This is a genomic window from Dyadobacter arcticus (genome assembly GCF_011762185.1).
GTDB lineage: Bacteria > Bacteroidota > Bacteroidia > Cytophagales > Spirosomataceae > Dyadobacter > Dyadobacter arcticus.
Genome location: NZ_JAASQJ010000001.1, coordinates 429968 through 448260 on the forward strand (window position 1 = coordinate 429968; position 18293 = coordinate 448260).

The 18293-nt window shown below is 43.8% G+C and carries 13 protein-coding genes; 7 read left to right on the forward strand and 6 right to left on the reverse strand.

Annotated elements, in window-relative coordinates:
- Positions 1-28: 28 nt before the first annotated feature.
- The 3 genes from FHS68_RS01925 to FHS68_RS01935 all read right to left on the reverse strand — a co-directional run bounded on the left by FHS68_RS01925 (position 29) and on the right by FHS68_RS01935 (position 3345).
- Positions 29-1303 (reverse strand): Glu/Leu/Phe/Val family dehydrogenase, encoded by a 1275-nt coding sequence (locus FHS68_RS01925; protein WP_167266750.1) that lies wholly within the window; start codon positions 1301-1303, stop codon positions 29-31.
- Between the two features lie 286 nt (positions 1304-1589).
- Entirely contained in the window at positions 1590-2306 is a 717-nt protein-coding gene (locus FHS68_RS01930; RefSeq protein ID WP_167266751.1) for a LytR/AlgR family response regulator transcription factor, read from the reverse strand.
- A gap of 1 nt (position 2307) precedes the next feature.
- On the reverse strand, positions 2308-3345 hold the full coding sequence (locus FHS68_RS01935; protein WP_167266752.1) for a sensor histidine kinase: 1038 nt from the start codon (positions 3343-3345) through the stop codon (positions 2308-2310).
- A 242-nt stretch (positions 3346-3587) separates the two neighbouring features.
- Between FHS68_RS01935 and FHS68_RS01940 the strand changes: the two genes are divergently transcribed.
- The 7 genes from FHS68_RS01940 to FHS68_RS01970 all read left to right on the forward strand — a co-directional run bounded on the left by FHS68_RS01940 (position 3588) and on the right by FHS68_RS01970 (position 10801).
- Positions 3588-6032 carry an outer membrane beta-barrel protein gene (locus FHS68_RS01940; RefSeq protein WP_167266753.1) on the forward strand — a complete coding sequence of 815 codons (2445 nt, stop codon included), beginning with the start codon at positions 3588-3590 and terminating at the stop codon, positions 6030-6032.
- Positions 6033-6136: 104 nt separating this feature from the next.
- Complete coding sequence (locus FHS68_RS01945) at positions 6137-6979, forward strand: outer membrane beta-barrel protein (protein ID WP_167266754.1); 843 nt, start codon at positions 6137-6139, stop codon at positions 6977-6979.
- A gap of 16 nt (positions 6980-6995) precedes the next feature.
- On the forward strand, positions 6996-7514 hold the full coding sequence (locus tag FHS68_RS01950) for an acyl-CoA thioesterase (RefSeq protein WP_167266755.1): 519 nt from the start codon (positions 6996-6998) through the stop codon (positions 7512-7514).
- Positions 7515-7567: 53 nt separating this feature from the next.
- Positions 7568-7936: a Rid family detoxifying hydrolase gene (locus FHS68_RS01955; protein ID WP_167266757.1), complete on the forward strand. Its 369-nt coding sequence runs from the start codon at positions 7568-7570 to the stop codon at positions 7934-7936.
- A 162-nt stretch (positions 7937-8098) separates the two neighbouring features.
- Positions 8099-9649 (forward strand): glutamate--tRNA ligase, encoded by a 1551-nt coding sequence (gene gltX, locus FHS68_RS01960; protein ID WP_167266759.1) that lies wholly within the window; start codon positions 8099-8101, stop codon positions 9647-9649.
- A 74-nt stretch (positions 9650-9723) separates the two neighbouring features.
- Positions 9724-9969 carry a hypothetical protein gene (locus tag FHS68_RS01965; RefSeq protein WP_167266761.1) on the forward strand — a complete coding sequence of 82 codons (246 nt, stop codon included), beginning with the start codon at positions 9724-9726 and terminating at the stop codon, positions 9967-9969.
- A 52-nt stretch (positions 9970-10021) separates the two neighbouring features.
- Positions 10022-10801, forward strand: a complete 780-nt coding sequence (locus FHS68_RS01970; protein WP_167266763.1) for a TIGR00266 family protein — start codon at positions 10022-10024, stop codon at positions 10799-10801.
- A gap of 57 nt (positions 10802-10858) precedes the next feature.
- Here FHS68_RS01970 and FHS68_RS01975 read toward each other — a convergent pair whose 3' ends face one another.
- The 3 genes from FHS68_RS01975 to FHS68_RS01985 form a co-directional block, all read right to left on the reverse strand.
- Positions 10859-12862 (reverse strand): sialate O-acetylesterase, encoded by a 2004-nt coding sequence (locus tag FHS68_RS01975; protein WP_229211741.1) that lies wholly within the window; start codon positions 12860-12862, stop codon positions 10859-10861.
- 226 nt (positions 12863-13088) lie between these two features.
- Positions 13089-14666 (reverse strand): RagB/SusD family nutrient uptake outer membrane protein, encoded by a 1578-nt coding sequence (locus tag FHS68_RS01980; RefSeq protein ID WP_167266765.1) that lies wholly within the window; start codon positions 14664-14666, stop codon positions 13089-13091.
- Positions 14667-14705: 39 nt separating this feature from the next.
- Positions 14706-17921 carry a SusC/RagA family TonB-linked outer membrane protein gene (locus FHS68_RS01985; protein WP_167266767.1) on the reverse strand — a complete coding sequence of 1072 codons (3216 nt, stop codon included), beginning with the start codon at positions 17919-17921 and terminating at the stop codon, positions 14706-14708.
- Positions 17922-18293: the final 372 nt, after the last annotated feature.

Below are 18293 nucleotides of genomic sequence, written 5' to 3' on the forward strand. Positions count from 1 at the left end.
GACTACCAATGACCAAAAATGACTTGTCCTAAAACCCTCCCCGATACTTATAAGTGCTTGAAACCTTATCGATTGCTACGATATAAGCCGCAATACGAAGGGAAATTTTGTATTTAAGGGAAACTTCGTAAACCTTATCGAACGAATCTTTCATAATACGATCGGTGCGGCGGTTAATGCGTTCAAGGGTCCATTTGTAGCCGATCCGATTTTGCACCCATTCGAAATATGAAACGGTGACGCCTCCTGCATTGGCTAGAATATCCGGAACAACCATAATGCCTTTTTCATTGATTATGTCATCGGCTTTCGACGAAGTAGGGCCATTGGCACCTTCCACAATCATTTTAGCCTGAATTCCCGATACATTCTTGCGGGTAATTACGTCTTCTTTGGCGGCAGGCACCAAAACATCCACAGGCAGCATCAACAATTCTTCGCCAGGAATCAGCTCAGCACCTGTAAATCCTTCGAGTGAACCATTGTTACGGTCACGGTAAGCTACTGCTGCGGCAACGTCGATTCCTTTGTTGTTATAGTACGCGCCAGAAATATCGCTCACTGCATGAATGGCCACTCCGCGTTCTCGCAAGAGCAAAGCAGCATGGGAACCCACATTTCCAAATCCCTGCACAGCCGCGGTTGCGCGGTAAGGGTTAATCCTAAGCTTTTCCATTCCAGACAATGCTGATACCATCACGCCGCGACCCGTAGCCTCGGTGCGCCCCAGCGAGCCGCCAAGTACCAAGGGTTTGCCGGTTACAACGGCGGGTACAGTCATGCCTTTTGATTTTGAATATTCATCCATGAGCCAGGCCATTTCTCTTGGGCCAGTGCCCATATCGGGAGCTGGAATGTCCTGATCTGGACCAAAAACATCGAGTAGTGCGGTGGTGTATGCGCGCATCAGACGTTCAATTTCGCCGGCTGACATTTCTCTTGGATTACAGGCGACACCGCCCTTTGCACCACCATAAGGAATATCTACAACCGCGCATTTCCAGGTCATCCAGGCAGCGAGGGCGCGAACTTCGTCCAGGTTTACATCCGGATCGAAACGGATACCTCCTTTACTTGGACCCAGGATGGTAGAGTGAATAACCCTATATCCTTCGAATGTGCGGATTTGGCCGGAATCCATCATAACTGGCAGACCAACAATGACTTGCTTACGCGGCACTTTTAATATATGATACATTTCTTCTGAAATCCCGAGGAGTTCTACGGCCTTATCAAATCGCTGCATCATTGACTCCAGGGGATTTTCTTTGTCCTTGATTGGAGCCGGTTCTATGTACGACATTTTTAATTATTTAAAGTATTGATAATAAGTATGTTAATGAATATTCTATCTTCAATAACACAAACTTACGCCATTTGTTTCTATAAAAACAAAAAACTAAAAATTCTTGAAATAGTATAATAATAAACTTAAAGGAGATTGTTCTACATCTGCCTGCATCCCTAAAATGAATGTGTTGTGAGGAGGCATAAACCCAAATATGATAGAAGGTTTTGCGCAAATTGTAAAATTCCAGAAAGCGGGATTTTAAGAAAGATTTTTTCATGAAAGTGGGATTAAAGCATTTTTATGAGCCGAGGCCAAGCTCATTTAGGAAGCTTTCACGGTAATTACTGCCTATGGGCAACTCAGTTTTATTAATGACAAGACGGTTTCCCTCAATGTGTTCAATTTTTGATTTGTTGACAATAAAAGACCGGTGAACTCTTATGAAGATAGATTTGGGCAATAATTCTTCAAATCCGGAAAATGTCATTGACGGTAGCAAGGTATTTTGGGAAGTGACGATTTTCGTATAATTACCGTTTGCCTCCGCATACAGCAAATCGTTGAAAAAGATCTTGAAAATCTTGCCGTCTGCCTTAATGAAAATATAATCTTCTGTTCTTGGATCCGTGTTTTCAGAGGTTAACGCCGGGACAATTTGCAATCGCTCCACAGCTTTGTCTACCGCTGTAATAAATCGTTCGAGTGAAAACGGTTTCAGCAAATAATCACATGCTGACAATTCAAAAGCGTCCAGTGCATATTCCTTGTATGCAGTCGTAAAAATTACTTGTGGCGGATTTTTTAATGTTTTCAGAAACGTAACCCCATCGATCACAGGCATGTTGATATCAAGGAAAAGGATATCGATTTTCTGCTGAAATAAAAGTGTTTTGGCCTCCAATGCATTGCCAATGGAAGCCAGAACATTCAGATACGGTAGGTGCGCGCAATAAGCTTTAATGATATCCCTTGCAATCGGCTCGTCATCGACGATGAGGCAGTTGATTTTGTTCATGTTATTTTGATTTTAATCGAAGAATAACCTCATAAGATGTGGCGTCCTCGTTAATCGTCAATTCATGATCTTTGGGATAAAGTATTTCCAGTCGTTTTTTCACATTAGCCAGACCAAATCCGCTGCTTTTATTCATGATCTTATGTTCCTCCGCCGACTTACTAAACGAATTTTTGATAGAAAATAAAATCAGGTTATTCCAGGTTTTCAAAGACATATCAATATAAATTAACTCGTCAGCCGTGTTTTTGGAATGTTTAAATGCATTTTCAATAAAAACAATTAAAAGCATCGGGGCGATTTTGATGTTGGGATCGGTCGGTTTATCCATGTCGGTTTTCAACACCAATCTTTCGCCAATCCTTATTTTCTCGAATTCAGTATAGTTATCAATGTAAGCCAGTTCATCTTTCAGCGGGACGAATATTTCATTGGAATCATAAACAGAGTACCGCAGCAAATCCGAAAGTTTCAGCAAAAGCGGTGGGATCTTTTCATGCTGGGTAAGCGAAAGTCCATACAAATTATTAAGGGTATTGAATAAAAAATGCGGGCTTAATTGAGATTGTAAAAGGTGTAGCTCACTTTGGTTGTGCGCCGCCACGCTCCGGGCTTCCTGTAATTCTCTTTTCCCAAAAGCCCTCACTGTCTTGATCAGCATGCCCAGCATAATACTGCTTATCACGAATGGTAGCCAATATAGTAGCAAATGAAGGGCGGGAGATCCTTCGAATGGAAATGCGAGCTGTGCAAACAGCACGATGCTACTGACTACTAGTACTGAAAATATAGCCAAAGCGAGACCTCTGAGGTCTTTGAAATGGATAATCAACAATTCTGCAAAGTATCTGCCCACGAAAATCCCGGCCATCAAAAACACAGTAATCGCGGTCGAAACAGCTTCATCATTAGACACATGCATCGTATTCATCAGAAAGTCCATAGCAATCCAAATCGGAACTGCTGCAATGGCCGCTACGATTACCATCGGTACTTTGATCAGAAACTCATTATGTTGAATATCTTTTGGCAGGTTCATTATTCCATTGCTTAATCTTATATAGCTCCAAATGTCAGCTTCTCCATATTGTATTCAAAATGATGAGGGCGGACAGGGTTTGATTGGTGACGAACGCCGTATAATTCACTTCTAAAAGTTTGGTCAACCTCAAAACAGGTTCCGTCAGCAATTTGGGAAGTTACAACACTATTATTTTCCCTACCCACCTGTACAGCCAATATTTGCTTCATAATAATTGAACAACCATTCATTATGAAGCCATGAAAACGATAAGCAAATTCCTAGTTATTATTTTATTCTATTCAATTGCCGTGAACGGACAAACAGTCAATACTATTTCCGGCACCGTGAAGGACAGCGGCAATGAAGTTTTGCCGGGGACTACTGTCCGACTTCTCAAAGCGCCGGATTCTATATTTATAAAGGGCGAAATCACGGACGCATCCGGAAAATTCAGGATAAACGGATTTGAAAACGGGACATATCTTTTGGACATTTCTGCATTAGGTCAAAAAAGATTTATCAGTGTGCCGCTGACAATTGACAGTGTGCACCAAACCATTGTATTGCCCGCAATTATTTTACTCACTGCTAAAAGTGTTGAATTAAAGGAAGTTACCGTGAAAGCTAAAAAGCCTTTGATCGAACAGGAAATCGACAGAACGATCGTAAATGTAGAATCCATGATCAGCAGCGCCACGAGCAATACGCTGGAAGTTTTGGAAAAAACGCCAGGGGTATCGGTTAATGCAAATGGAGAAATTAGCCTTAATGGTAAAAACGGGGTTTTGGTGCTAATCGACGGCAGAAGTACCTATATGTCGGGTTCCGATCTTGCGGCTTATCTCAAATCTTTACCAGGTGGATTGCTGGATAAGATCGAATTAATAGATAATCCGTCCGCCAAATACGATGCCGCCGGTAATGCAGTCATTGATATCCGACTAAAAAAGACCAGAATAGGCGGATTAACAGGAAGTGTATCAGCAGGGATGAGCCAGGGCAGATATATGAGGAGCAATGATGCATTAAACCTGAATTATTCATACAAAAAACTAAATGTCTTCGCGAACCTGGGTTACGGGTACGAGAAAAATTACACTCAGGATGTCTTTGACAGACGGTTTTACAACGGATCTTCGAAGCTGTTATCATCTGTGGATTTAACTAATGACCAGGTTTACAAAAACAGGGGTTTCAATGCCAATTTCGGCCTTGATTTTGCCGCAACTGCGAAAACGACTTATGGTTTGATCTTCAATGTGAATAAGGGAAGAAGAAGTGGGGTGTTTGAATACGAAAGCAAAAACTATGATGCTGCGCATCAATTGGCGGTGACCGGTTCAGGGAGTACCAATGGTGGCGACAAAAGGGATAACAATGGTGTCAATTTCAATATGCTGCATAAATTCAATCCGGGCGGGAGAGATCTTTCTATCGATATTAATTACCTGCATTATCTCAATAACGGAAATCAACTCTTGCGAAATCGCGCATTTGAGCCGGGTGGCGAGCTTTTGGACCAGGAAGATTTTAGGTATCACGTTCCTTCCGACATTCACATTTATACCGCCAAAGCGGACTACGCACATCCGCTTAAAAGCAAAGCCAAACTGGAAGCGGGTGTTAAGTCCAGTCTGATCAAAACCGATAATGTATTCAATTATTATGATCTGGAAGATGGCGGTGAGATGCTCAACAACACTCAATCCAATCATTTCAGATACTCGGAAAACATCAACGCCGCTTACCTGAATGGACAGAAATCATGGAGAAAGATAGGTTTGCAATTGGGTCTGAGGGTTGAGAATACGAATATTGAAGGCAATCAGCTGGGCAATGCTGAAATCGCAGGATCGACCTTTACCAAAAATTATACTGGTCTGTTTCCAAGTGCCTATTTGAGTTTCAAACCAGATCAAAAAGGGAACAATACTTTGGGGTTAATGGCTGTGAGACGAATTAGCCGGCCTAATTATCAATTACTCAATCCTTTTTTGTTTTTGCGCGATCAATATACTTACAGCTCGGGCAATCCAAATCTCAACCCGCAATATCAAAGCCGACTGGAATTGAAATACCAGCGCAAACAATGGCTGAACATGGGTTTGAGCTATAATAAGTTTACAAACTCGATCTTCCCGACAACACAAACCATTGACACGATTTTCGTCAATAAGCCGGACAACATTGCCGGAGGTTTTATGGTATTATTAAATACGAGCGTTTCTGCGTCGCTTACCAAATGGTGGTACACGAATACAACTTTACGGTTATCACGGGTTGGGCTGAAAGGAAAGGTGCTGAATGCGGATCTTGATTTTAAAAGCAATATCGCCAGGCTGGAAGTGAATAATTATTTCACACTTGGCAAAACACTTTCCGCTGAGTTGGGCGGCTATTATGCAAGCCGCGACTTCACCGGCCAGACTGTCACTAGCGGGATGTACCGGATCAATGCGTCAATACAGAAAAAAATATGGAATGGAAAAGGAAGCATCAGATTGTCTGCTGAGGATATTTTCCATTCGTGGGTTTATCATAACCGGTCGATTGGGTTGATCAATTCAGAGTATTTCCAGACTAACAGAACAGATACACGGCGAATTGGGGTTGCATTTACGTATCGTTTCGGGAAGGATACATTTACCAGAAAACGCAGGCACAATAACAATGCTTCCGACGAGGAAAAAGAAAGGCTTTAAATTGGGCATGGAAGTGGCTCAGATTGTAGTTTATACCTATTCAGATATACGATTTGGGATAAATCAGTTTCTTTTACAACTTGCGCTAATCAACGTAGTGAGTTATGAAAGGGAAATGTACAGTTCTGATCGTGCTTTTAATGGGCTGTTTACAATTCAGTTTTGCACAGGGGAGATCCGAGTTTGGCAATCGATATATCAATCCTTTTGGAGTTGTCAGCGTCACGGCGGGTGTGGGAGTGGCTTACTACATGGGTGATTTGAGTGACGGTATTAATATGAAGCATCTTGGTCTTGGTCCATCTTTTTCATTAGGGGGCTTATACCGATTGACAGAGCATATCAGCGCCAGGGGAGAACTTAGGTTTTATCAGGTCTCGGCAGATCAGAAATATTCTAAAAACTTCCAAAACAACCTCTCTTTCAAAACTTTCAATCCCGACATCAATCTGGGCATTCAAGCGGACCTATTTTCTTTTAACCGGCAGGCTCCCATCAATCCTTATCTTTTTGGAGGCGCAGGCATGACATTACTAAACCCGAAAGCCAAAATCGACGGCGAATGGGTTAGTCTGGCACCTTTAACAACGGAAGGCGTCAAGTACAAACGTCTCCCGCTGGTTTTTACTGCTGGCATAGGCGTGTCCTATAAAACAACCGAACGTTTAAGTCTGGGTGTCGAACTCTGCAACAATTTTCTCAATTCCGATTATCTGGACGATGTAAGCACCGTTTACCCCAATCCGGACCAGCTGCCCAATGACCTGGCAATCAGGCTTTCGGACCGTGCACCTGAAATAGGTGAGCAGCCACGGCAACCCGGCTTCAACCGCGGAAGTGCGAAAAGCAAAGACAGCTACCTATTTTTGCAGGTAAAAGCCAGTTACATGATTGGTAACCGGATGCAGGCTTTGGAAAGAAGGAAAACACGCTGTCCGAAATTTTAAGTTATTCAAAATCAATATGTTAAAGCCAAAATTACCCTATCAGTCTGAAGTGACCATGACCGAAATGGTACTTCCCAACGATACCAATACATTAAACAATCTGATGGGAGGGAGGCTTTTGCATTGGATGGACATTTGTGCCGCTATCTCCGCACAAAAGCATTCGAACCGGATTGTGGTCACGGCATCGGTGGACAATGTATCATTCACTGAGCCTATCCGTCTTGGTAACATTGTGACTATGCGCGCAAAAGTCACCCGGTCTTTCAATTCCTCCATGGAAGTTTTTCTCGAAGTGTGGGCGGAGGATATTCCTGCGGGTCTGCGCATCAGTACAAACCGTGCTTTTTACACATTCGTTGCCGTGGATCAAAACGGCCGGCCCATTGAAGTCCCAGCTTTGGAACCAGAGACTGACGAAGAAAAAGAGCTGCATTTAAGCGCCTTGCGCCGCAGGCAATTAAGGCTTGTGCTGGCCGGCCGCATGAGTCCCACTGAGGCTACGGAATTGAAAGCGCTTTTTCAAGTCGCATAAGTTAATCCGCTCGGCATAATTCGGTAATTTTGCGGGATCAACCCTTTATTACTATGCCGAAAGAAATCATATTTTCAGATAAAGCACCTGCCCCGATCGGCCCTTACAGCCAGGCCGTAAAAGTAAATGGCACCGTATACGTGTCCGGGCAAATAGCCGCAGACATTTCCAAATCAGGCGATATCAAAGCGGAAACGGGTTTGGTCATGCAAAATATCGGACATATCCTCGGAGCCGCAAAACTGGGATTTCAGAATGTAGTGAAAGCCAGCATCTTCCTTCGTGACATGAATGACTTTGCGGCTGTCAACGAAATTTATGGGAGCTTTTTTACCAAAGACCCCCCAGCCCGGGAAACCGTCCAAGTAACACGATTGCCGAGGGATGTTAATGTGGAGATTTCGGTGATTGCGATTGAGTAAGAAAGTCATTATTGGTTAGTATTAGTCATTTGTAGTCATTGATGGTCATTTATAGTCATTAATAGTTTTTTCAGATACAGAAACAACAAATGACTATCAATGACAAATAATGAACATTAATGACCATCAATGACAAAATTTAAATATTACTAAGTGACGAAAATGACCAAAACACCCGTTAGAGTAAGATTTGCCCCTAGCCCAACTGGGCCGCTGCATGCGGGGGGTGTGCGTACTGCTTTGTATAACTATCTGTTTGCGCGCCAGCAGGGTGGACAAATGCTGCTGCGAATTGAAGATACAGACCAAAACCGGTTTGTGCCGGGCGCAGAAGCATATATACTCGAAGCATTGGAATGGCTGGGGATTGAAATCGACGAAGGCCCTAAGCAGGGAGGCCCGCACGCACCTTACCGCCAGTCCGAAAGAAAGGAAATGTATCGCGAATACGCGGACAGGCTTATCACAGAAGGGAAAGCTTACTATGCTTTTGATACTCCCGAGCAATTGGATGACATGCGTAAACGGCTGGAAGCTGCGAAAGTAGCGGCTGCGCAATACAACGCCATCACGCGGATGGAAATGACAAATTCGCTGACATTATCTCAGGAAGAAACAGCCGCACGTCTTGAAAGTGGCGACGCGTATGTGATCCGGATGAAGATTATGCCGAAAGAAGACATTCGGTTCAATGATCTGATCCGAGGGTGGGTAGTGGTGCATTCATCTCAGATTGATGATAAGGTATTGTTGAAATCCGATGGCATGCCGACTTACCATTTGGCCAATATTGTAGACGATCATTTGATGGGCATTACCCATGTGATCCGTGGTGAGGAATGGCTCCCATCCGCGCCATTGCATGTTTTACTTTATCGTTATCTTGGTTGGGAAAGTACTATGCCCCAGTTTGCACATCTTCCTTTATTACTAAAACCAGACGGTAACGGTAAACTTTCGAAACGTGATGCTGATCTGGGCGGTTTCCCGATTTTTCCATTGGAATGGACAGATCCGGTGAGCGGCGAGAAGGCAAAGGGCTTCCGTGAGGAAGGTTACCTCCCCGACGCAACTGCAAATTTCCTGGCGCTTTTAGGTTGGAACGCAGGAACCGAGCAAGAAATATTTAGTATGGAACAGCTGATCAGTCTGTTCAGTTTTGATCGCGTGCATAAAGCTGGGGCGAGGTTTGATATTCAGAAAGGCAATTGGTTTAATCAGCAATATTTGAAAATGCTGGATGATGCGGAAGTGATCCAGACATTGAAACCGCTGTATCTGGCCAAAGAAATAGTCTTATCGGATGAACAATTGGCGCAGATTGTACATTTATTAAAAGACAGGGTACATTTCGTCAAGGAGATCGTAACAGAGTCGCTCTTTTTGTTTGATGCGCCTGATACTTATGATCCCGATGTGGCTCTTAAAAAATGGAACGAAGAGGCGATTAACGCTATTTCAGGATTGAAGGATGCATTAAACGGTTTTAGCGGAGACTTTATGGCCCATGATATCAAGGAATTGATCTTTGCAACAATGGAGTCTCTGGGAATTAAAATGGGCAAGATCATGCAGGCGCTTCGTTTGGCGCTGACCGGAGCGGGAGTAGGCCCTGATCTGATGATCATTATGGAAATTCTTGGTAAAAAAGAGGTGATAATGCGGCTGGAAAATGCGCTGAACCGTTTATCCGCGCAAATTAGGCTGGCATAGTTGTGTTAGAACCGTACGATCAAATTCTTTTCATGCAGGATTGATCATTACATATTTTCGTAAACGTTGAACAAATGGCTAAGAAGAAACAAAGCGACACCTCGAAACCTGCTGCTGAAAAGCCCAGGGTGCACAAAGACCTGGATGGTTTCAATATTCAGATCAATTCATTTGGCGAAATCACTACCAGTTTTGATATGGACCGCATCAACGAGTTCCTGAACAAGAATGTGGATGATAAAAAGCTTCGTGACCGCGAAGATATCCCAGGCCGGAAAACGAAGAAATTAAAAAAGAAAACGTCTGAGGAAGAGGAGTAACCAGTTTGTAAGTAATCCCAATTTACCATCCATTTAACCTTTACGAAAAGAGATGATCTCACACGAAATTGACTACAAAATTATCGGCGACGATATTCAGGTCGTTGAAATTGAACTTGATCCAAACGAAACTGTCATTGCGGAAGCTGGCGCCATGCTTTTTATGGAGGACGGCATTCAGTTCCAAACCAAAATGGGCGACGGATCGGAAGCGAACCAAAGCGTTATGGGGAAGATTTTCCAGGCCGGAACACGTCTGATTACAGGCGAATCGCTTTTTATGACGCATTTTACCAACCATGGCGCGGGCAAGAAAAAGGTAGCATTTGCTGCACCTTATCCGGGTACCGTTATGCCAATTGACCTTTCTAAAATTTACGGCAATGAGCTGATCGTTCAAAAAGACGGTTTTCTTTGCGCAGCGATGGGTACCAGCATGAAAATCCACTTCAACCAGCGTTTTGGCTCCGGGCTTTTCGGTGGAGAGGGCTTTATCCTGCAAAAAATCAAAGGTGACGGACTGGCGTTTGTGCATGCAGGTGGAGTGGTCATTGAACGCTCGCTTAATAATGAAACACTTCGGGTCGATACGGGTTGTGTAGTTGCATTTGAGCAATCGTTGAGTTTTGACATTCAACGTTCCGGCGGTTTAAAATCGATGGTTTTTGGTGGAGAGGGAATGTTCCTGGCTACATTAAGAGGAACTGGCCGGTGCTGGATCCAGTCCATGCCGATTTCAAAGCTCATTCAACGACTTTCCGTAATGGGGCCTAATTCACGCAAAGAAGGCGGTTCAATTATTGGCGGATTAGGGACTTTATTCGAAGATTAATCAGCATTACAAATACTTGCAAAGGCAGGCGCGAAGGTGTCTGCCTTTTTTTATGTGCTATCTGAAAAGAACATTCTGGGTTTTCACCTCCGAATCATTTACAATCCTGAAAATGTAATTCCCGGCAGGCAATGCATACACCGGCCTTACAGATATCAAACCCACTACTTCCCGATCAGAAACGGTGATAGGGTGCTCTCTCCCGGTAATGTCGAAAAGGGAATATTGGAATGGGGCGTCCATTTGTGGATTTAGGTAAAATTGTTGTTCGGAAACAGGATTTGGAAAAACTATCAACTCATCCGGGCCTCCGTTCTGAAAAATCGTGACTACGGTCGAATAGGTTGTTTTGCCATCAAGATATTCCATTTTAAGTCGGTAAAAAATGGCGTTTTCACCCAGGTTTTTATCAGAATAGCCATAAACCTGTGATTGACTAGGCGGGCTTTCAAACTCCTGCAAATCAGAATAACGATATCCGTCGATCGTTTTCTGCAAAACCATTCTACTGAGTTGCGGATTGCTTGCCAAAAGCCATGAGATATGTATATCCGTTCCAATCAAACGCGCCTGAATGTTGTTTACAAATTCAATGCTTTTGTGGTTGTGATCAATATAAAATGAGTCCGAAACGCTACCAGGAAGCACTTTTCCGGGAATCGGCGTTCCCGAATTCACAGCGTTCGTCCCTGTCAATCGAATGCGATAAGTTCCGTTAGGCAAGTCAGCAGGAAGGTTGATTTGTACGGAATTGTCTTTGCCAGAGCCTGCGGTGCTCACAAATTGTCCGTTTCTATCCATTAGCTCTGCTTGCACGAAAATATTTCCCGAAATCTGACCAGTCAGACGATAAGGTAGGGAGAAAGTGGCCCCCGGGAAAAGTCTGGCAGGTGTTACGCCGGTGTGAATGGAATATTCTAGCTGGTGGGGTATCAATTTTTTTACTATTGAATCGGATAAGCTCCGGTTCCATGCCGATGCGGCCAATGTCAGACCCTGGATACCTCCTGTAATGTTTTCAAAATGCTCGGACGGAGGTCTGGGAATCTGAATCGTGTCCAGGTATGGGCCTTTGAAAACATTAAAATTTTTGATTTCGGATAAGCGGTTTTGCGCGTTTAAAACAGGCAGGTACGGATCTTTCATTCGGTTGCTTGCCGAGTTACGGGCAATAAGCCAGGGGACGTTATAGCCAGCGTCAGTCCGGCTGTTTTGAATGAGTGTGCGGATATTGGTAAAATAATCTTCTTCCTTAAAACCCAATTGGGCATCGTTTTCTCCGTGCGACCATAAAATTGCCCTGAGCCCTGTTGAAGAAGTTTGGTAGCGAAGTGTGTTGACAATATTGCTATACGGCTGCCGGTTCGGCCAGAATTTGCCAACGTATAAGTTGTAGGCATCCTTTCCGGAACCGGCATCACGATAATTTTCAGAGTTAGCTGCTGCCCAGGCGGCATTGAAAAACAAGACCGGAGTTTTCCACCTTTTAGAAAGCATATCCCCTAATTCTCCCCAATACCAAGAAGCTTCGCCGCCTGGAAAAATAAAATGATCTTTTTCCAAAACGCTGAACGTGGGAATTTGCATCGGGACATCGGGCGCAACGGTGATATTTTCTCTGTTAAGCGTTTTATTGACCGCGTTAAATGAAATCACGGAGCTGGAAGCAGATTTCGAACCGAGGCCGGGCAGGCCCATTGCATTTGAATTACCTGCAACCAGAAAGACTTCCCCTACACCCACACGCGCGACAATAATCGAATCTTGAAATCCTAAAAGGGTAGAACCTATTAGTTTTAGCTGATACCATCCGGTTTCAGCGTGAAAGGTTGTGTTAAGAAATCCCTGGCGAACCTGATCTTCATCGAATAGCCATTCTTTCGCCTTATGCACATTACCTTCAACGGGCGTGAGGTGAGCCTTTATTTGAGAATAAGGAAAGTAGGCGTAGGCTGTTACAGATAAGGTTGCAAATCCGGCCGAATCCCGTTGAATCACCTGGTTATTGGTGGGAGAAGTAATGTTGAGCTGTGCATAAAGATTGCCCACAGCAATGGACAAAGAGAAAATCGAAATAAGTAGAAGTCGATGTGCCGGCCGCCTGAAACGATTTATGAAACTGTTTATAAAAATCCTTTCCCCCATTTCCATATGCTCTTTGGAACTTCTACAACGCTTCAATTTAAATGAAATTGGAGCCAGTTTAGCAATTGAACCGATTTGAAAAGAGAAATCCGGCAAGAAAGCACTTGCTTTCCCGCCGGATTTCTAAAAAAAATATTACTAACTATTGGCTGTAACCTGGGTTTTGAGGGGTCAGGCCAGGATTATTCTTCATTTCCTGGGTTCCAAGCGGGAATAGCAAATGTTTTTCCTGCAATGGAACACCAGAGCCTACATTCAGATTAAGGTGACCAACGAAATTGTCAAATCCTTTTGTCTTATCGTTGAACACTTTGCGCAAACGCACCATATCAAACCAGGTAATGCCTTCGTAGGCGAATTCATACCAGCGCTCCCTCCAAACCGCTTCGCGGAAGGTAGCAGCAGTGAAAGTACCCATTGCTGGAGTCACCAGTTTCGCACGGTCACGGATCCTTTTGTATGCATCGTAAGCTTCGGCTGTTGGCCCGCCTACTTCATTTTGTGCTTCTGCATAGATCAATAACACTTCTGCATAACGGATCAGGTTCACATTGAGGTTGTTCAGCTTTGTCGGCGTTACACCTTCTCCACCCAGTGCTGTAATGTTGAAGTGTTTGAAGACATAAGGGGCTCCCAGCTCAAATTTTGCTCCGTTACCATTGGTAAAGTAAGATGTATAAAACCAACCTTCCTGATCTTTTGTCCTTAGATCGCCTTTCTCATAGGAATTATAGAAAGAAAGTGTTGGGATCGTACTTCCGGTGCCTCCGGGACCTGCAAAGGTTACCGCCTTGAAATTTGGGAAATAATCGTTCAAAGGAAAACCGGCAACGATTGTGTTGTATTGGATTTGGAACAAATGCTCGAGCCTGTTTTTAAGATTTTCCTGGTGAATTTCCTTGTAGGTAGCAAAAAGGTTAACCGTTGCAGGATTCGCTTTGGAATAAGTAATTACTTCAAATGCTTTGTCAGCCGCAAGCTTGTAGTACGATGCACCTTTGCTCAACGGGAATCCGGCCATTGTAAGATAAACCTTCGACAACAATGCTTTTACAGCCATTTGAGTCGCGCGGCCACTTGTTTCAAAAACCGGGAGTCCTGCTGTCTCAGCAGCCAACAAATCCTCAACGATAAGTTTGTAGACTTCTTCCTGAGGGGCTCTTTTTGCGAAAAAATCCTCGGAAGTGGCAGTTTGAGGTACCGTAACCAGAGGTACGTCTCCCCATAACCTTACGGCAGTAAAGTAAGCCCAAGCTCTTAGAAAGCGCGCTTCTCCAATTAGTTTAACTTTTTGAGCATCTGTTGCAGGAGCCAGAAACGGAATCGTAGGGATCTTTTCCAATGCAAGGTTGGCATTCGCAATCAGACGGTATAACCCGTTCCACCAGTTGTTGATATGCGCGGTATTACCATCATATGTCAACGAGTAAAGGTTGTTCAAATCTGAATTCTGACCAGTCTCCGTTGTCGCTGTACCTGTTACCGCTTCGAGCAACTGCCAATTAGCCGAGAAAATACCTGCTCCATCGCCATAGAACCTCAAACCCGAATAAGTTGCGGCAACTGCTGCCTCCGCGTGGTCTGGAATGGTATAAAAGCTTTCTGGCGTAAGGTTAGACGGATCTTTTTCGTCAAGGAAGTCTGAGCAGCTCGTCGGCCCCAGCAAAATAGCGCCGCAGAGAAGTGCTGATCCTATTCTTTTTAAATTATATAACTTCATAATGAATACCTGTTTTGATTTTATTAGATAATCCGTTCATTAAAATGCGATCTGCAGACCAGCCATGTAAGTGGTTGGTTTGGGATAACTATGCCAGATCATACCTTGTGAGAATACATTATCGGCATCTCCACCACGAATTGGAGTCTGTTCAGGGTCTCCATGTGGATATTTGGTTAACAGGAAGAAGTTCTGCGCTGAAACATAGATTCTCAGTTTACTCAACTTAATCTTACTAACCATTTCGGATGGGAAATTATACCCTAGCAATAAATTTCTTCCGCGAAGGAAAGATCCATCAAAAATCCAGCGTGTATCTACGTTAGTTACGTAACCCGCCCGTGTTTCGCGAATTTCGGCTATTGGAGAGCTCTGGTTTTGAGGAGTCCATGCATCAAGAACAGTCGCATAGCTGTTTGCAATAGAAACGCGGTCTTCGCTGGCGTGTAGGTTCATGTCCATCACGTCATTTCCATACGAGAACTGCATATCAAATGTTAAATCAAAGTTTCCATAACGAACCGTATTGGCTAATGTTCCCCAGCCTTTCGGGCTACCATTACCGATAATGCTGCGGTCAGCATCTGTTATTGCACCGTCACCGTTGAAATCTTTGTACTTGATATCCCCTGGCAACATGGTGAGGTTGTTACGATAGCTTGTGAATTTAGCGGCCTGGTCTCTTTCGGCCTCACTCCAAACACCCAGACGTGTAAGTCCCCAGAAAGCACCTACCGGTTCCCCGATACGGATAATGCTTGTTTGATTCGTGATGCCAGGTCCGCCTACACCGAAGATGTCAGAAGGTGTTGCAAGCGACAATACTTTACTTTTATTAAAGGAAATATTGAAATTGGTGTTCCAGCTCAAATTTCCTCTTTCAATGTTGACCGTATTAATCGCAAGCTCAACCCCTTTGTTCTCCATCGAACCAATGTTCTTCCTGATTACAGCATAACCAGTGGTACGGGGAACTGGGGCATCTAAAAGCATGTCTGTTGTTTTTCTGTAATAGTAATCTGCTTCAACCGAGATTCTTCCTTTTAAGAAGCTGATTTCCAGACCTGCATCGGTTTGTGCTGTCTTCTCCCATTTTAGATCAGGGTTTGCCAGCCTGTTGATACCTGTTCCATTGAACCTTGCATCGCCATAAACAGTAGCATAGGTTGAGCTCAGCAATGACAACGACGAATACGACGGGATTTCTGAGTTACCTGTCAAACCATAGCTAGTCCGGATTTTCAAATTGGAAATAAGCGAATTTGCTTTCATGAATTCTTCATCGGAAACCTTCCATGCCAACGCCGCAGACGGGAAAAAGGCAAATTTATGATTCTCCCCAAATTTGGAAGATCCGTCACCCCGACCAGTTACTGTCAAAAGGTATTTCTCCTTCAATGTATAGTTGATACGTCCAAAGTAAGAGTTAAATGCAAACCTTGCAGCGCCAGAACCTGCGCCAGGCAATGTGGCACCTGCTCCCAAGTTATCGAATCCAAAATAGTCCGTAGAGAAGTTACGAATGCTGGCACCGGTAGTCGAAATGTTCGTTTCCTGCCATGAAATACCAAGAAGCGCGTTGATCGCGTGTATGCCTCCAAAGGTTTTATTGTAAGTCAGATAGTTTTCAAATGACCAGAACGTTTCCTTTCTGTTCTCCTTACTGGCTGTACCCGATTCCCCGATAGCCAGCGTCCGCGTTTGCGACTGATTGACTTCCTGGGTCAAAACGTTCACCCCAAGGATAGAACGCATCTCCAGGCCAGGTGCCAGCGTAATATTTGAATACAAACTTCCCAAAGTTGTTTGTGTATTACGGATATACTTACGACCATTTAATCTGTGAATCGAACTGAAGGCGCCTTCTGCCTGAGGATAATCCCTGTTGTTCGCATAAGTTCCGTCCGGATATTTCACAGGAAGGAAAGGGAAATCCTCCACCATCTGGCGAGGAACGGCATCATTGATATCTACAAGATTTTCAGCCTGGTTGTTATAGCTCAGTGTCGCACCAATTTTCAGCCATTTCTTAACCTGGTCATCAATGCTGAAACGAGTCGCATAACGCGTTAAATAAGATTTTTTGATTAAGCCCTGATCATCGCGATAGTTAAGGGACAACGAATAGGTTGTTTTGTTATTTCCCCCACTAAAACCAAGCTGATGGTTCTGGGAAACAGTGCTTTGCGTTGCTTCTTTAAACCAATCCGTATCATACATTGGGTTAAGGTTGGCATCGAAAACATCAGGGTGTGCTTTTCTCAATGCCTCGCGACGTACTTTCGGATCTTGCGGCGCGTATTTTCCGGCTGCCCAGCCAGCAGGGTCATACTTCTGAATATTGGCATAAGCCAGATCCTCAACAGCCAGATACTCCTTTGCATTCAGGACTTTCGCTCTTTTTGGACCAGCTGTCGGTATGCTAATGTCAAGGTTATACGTAACAATACCCTCGCCAGATTTCCCCTTTTTGGTTGTCACTAAGATAACACCATTTGCGCCTCTGGCACCATAAATGGCGGTAGACGAGGCATCCTTCAAAACTTCAACCGAAACGATGTCGTTCGGGTTAATAAAGTCGATCGCCTGGCTTTGCTGATTCTGATTTCCCTGAGGAAGCATAACGCCATCGATCACATACAACGGATTGTTGGAGGAGTTGATGGAGCTAAATCCCCGGATACGCACATTTGCTCTTCCTCCCGGGCGGCCCGAATTCACGTTCACTTGTACACCTGATACTTTGCCTTGTAGAGCCTGGTTTAGGGACGGGGACGGACGTTCTTTCAATTGATCTTCCTTAACTGAACCAACGGATCCCGTCAAATCTGATTTTTTGGAAGTACCATAACCAATAACCACCACTTCACTAAGTGCTTTTGAATCTGACACAAGCGCAAGGTCGAGCGTAGAACGGTTTCCAATTTCCATCTCCTGGCCGATATAGCCCACAAAGCTGAAAACCAGGGTACCGCCATTGTCAGGCACAGATAATGTGTAATTTCCTGTACCGTCGGTGGTTGTTCCTGTGCTGGTACCTTTCAGTACCACGTTCACACCTGGAAGCGCGTCATTATTGTCTTTGTCTGTTACTTTTCCTTTTAATATTTTATCTACCCTAAGAACGGTAGCATCGGAGTCGATTTTATTACTGGCGACTGCCACATAAGAGCATGTGAGTATGGGCAGGAGTAAAAGAGAATTTCGGATGCCCCGCATGCGGAACAACCATAAGTTGGTATTGGTAATTTTCATTTAAGGTCGGTTAAGTAGTAAACTTTTCTTTTTCTTTTTAAGCGTTCTGCAAAACTGCGTTAGGTTATTTTCTTGTCATAGGTGGATGTTTAATAGTTTAAGAATTAAGTGAGCTATCAAAAAGTTATAGGTAATGTTTAATTAATTACATTTTTGCTGATCCAGTTCTCCAGTTTGATGGATTTTCGATATTGCATATCTGCTAGTTGGATTATGCACTATTAAGGCCTTGGCTGCGATAAATTTTTGCTGACCTAAATTTTAAATGACAACAGATCATTGGGGATAATCTGCGGGCTTGAGTTGTGAAAAGCTTTTGATGTCAGACGCATTTATTATAAAGTCTTAAAAATGCGTTGCAATATTATAATA

What these genes read in the sequence shown, in the direction of transcription:
- FHS68_RS01970 (WP_167266763.1), top strand. Translation starts at nt 10,022, where the DNA reads ATGATCTCACACGAAATTGACTACAAAATTATCGGCGACGATATTCAG.
- FHS68_RS01955 (WP_167266757.1), top strand. Translation starts at nt 7,568, where the DNA reads ATGCCGAAAGAAATCATATTTTCAGATAAAGCACCTGCCCCGATCGGC.
- FHS68_RS01980 (WP_167266765.1), bottom strand. Translation starts at nt 14,666, where the DNA reads ATGAAGTTATATAATTTAAAAAGAATAGGATCAGCACTTCTCTGCGGC.
- FHS68_RS01950 (WP_167266755.1), top strand. Translation starts at nt 6,996, where the DNA reads ATGTTAAAGCCAAAATTACCCTATCAGTCTGAAGTGACCATGACCGAA.
- FHS68_RS01930 (WP_167266751.1), bottom strand. Translation starts at nt 2,306, where the DNA reads ATGAACAAAATCAACTGCCTCATCGTCGATGACGAGCCGATTGCAAGG.
- FHS68_RS01965 (WP_167266761.1), top strand. Translation starts at nt 9,724, where the DNA reads ATGGCTAAGAAGAAACAAAGCGACACCTCGAAACCTGCTGCTGAAAAG.
- FHS68_RS01945 (WP_167266754.1), top strand. Translation starts at nt 6,137, where the DNA reads ATGAAAGGGAAATGTACAGTTCTGATCGTGCTTTTAATGGGCTGTTTA.
- FHS68_RS01935 (WP_167266752.1), bottom strand. Translation starts at nt 3,345, where the DNA reads ATGAACCTGCCAAAAGATATTCAACATAATGAGTTTCTGATCAAAGTA.
- FHS68_RS01985 (WP_167266767.1), bottom strand. Translation starts at nt 17,921, where the DNA reads ATGAAAATTACCAATACCAACTTATGGTTGTTCCGCATGCGGGGCATC.
- FHS68_RS01940 (WP_167266753.1), top strand. Translation starts at nt 3,588, where the DNA reads ATGAAAACGATAAGCAAATTCCTAGTTATTATTTTATTCTATTCAATT.
- gltX (WP_167266759.1), top strand. Translation starts at nt 8,099, where the DNA reads ATGACCAAAACACCCGTTAGAGTAAGATTTGCCCCTAGCCCAACTGGG.
- FHS68_RS01925 (WP_167266750.1), bottom strand. Translation starts at nt 1,303, where the DNA reads ATGTCGTACATAGAACCGGCTCCAATCAAGGACAAAGAAAATCCCCTG.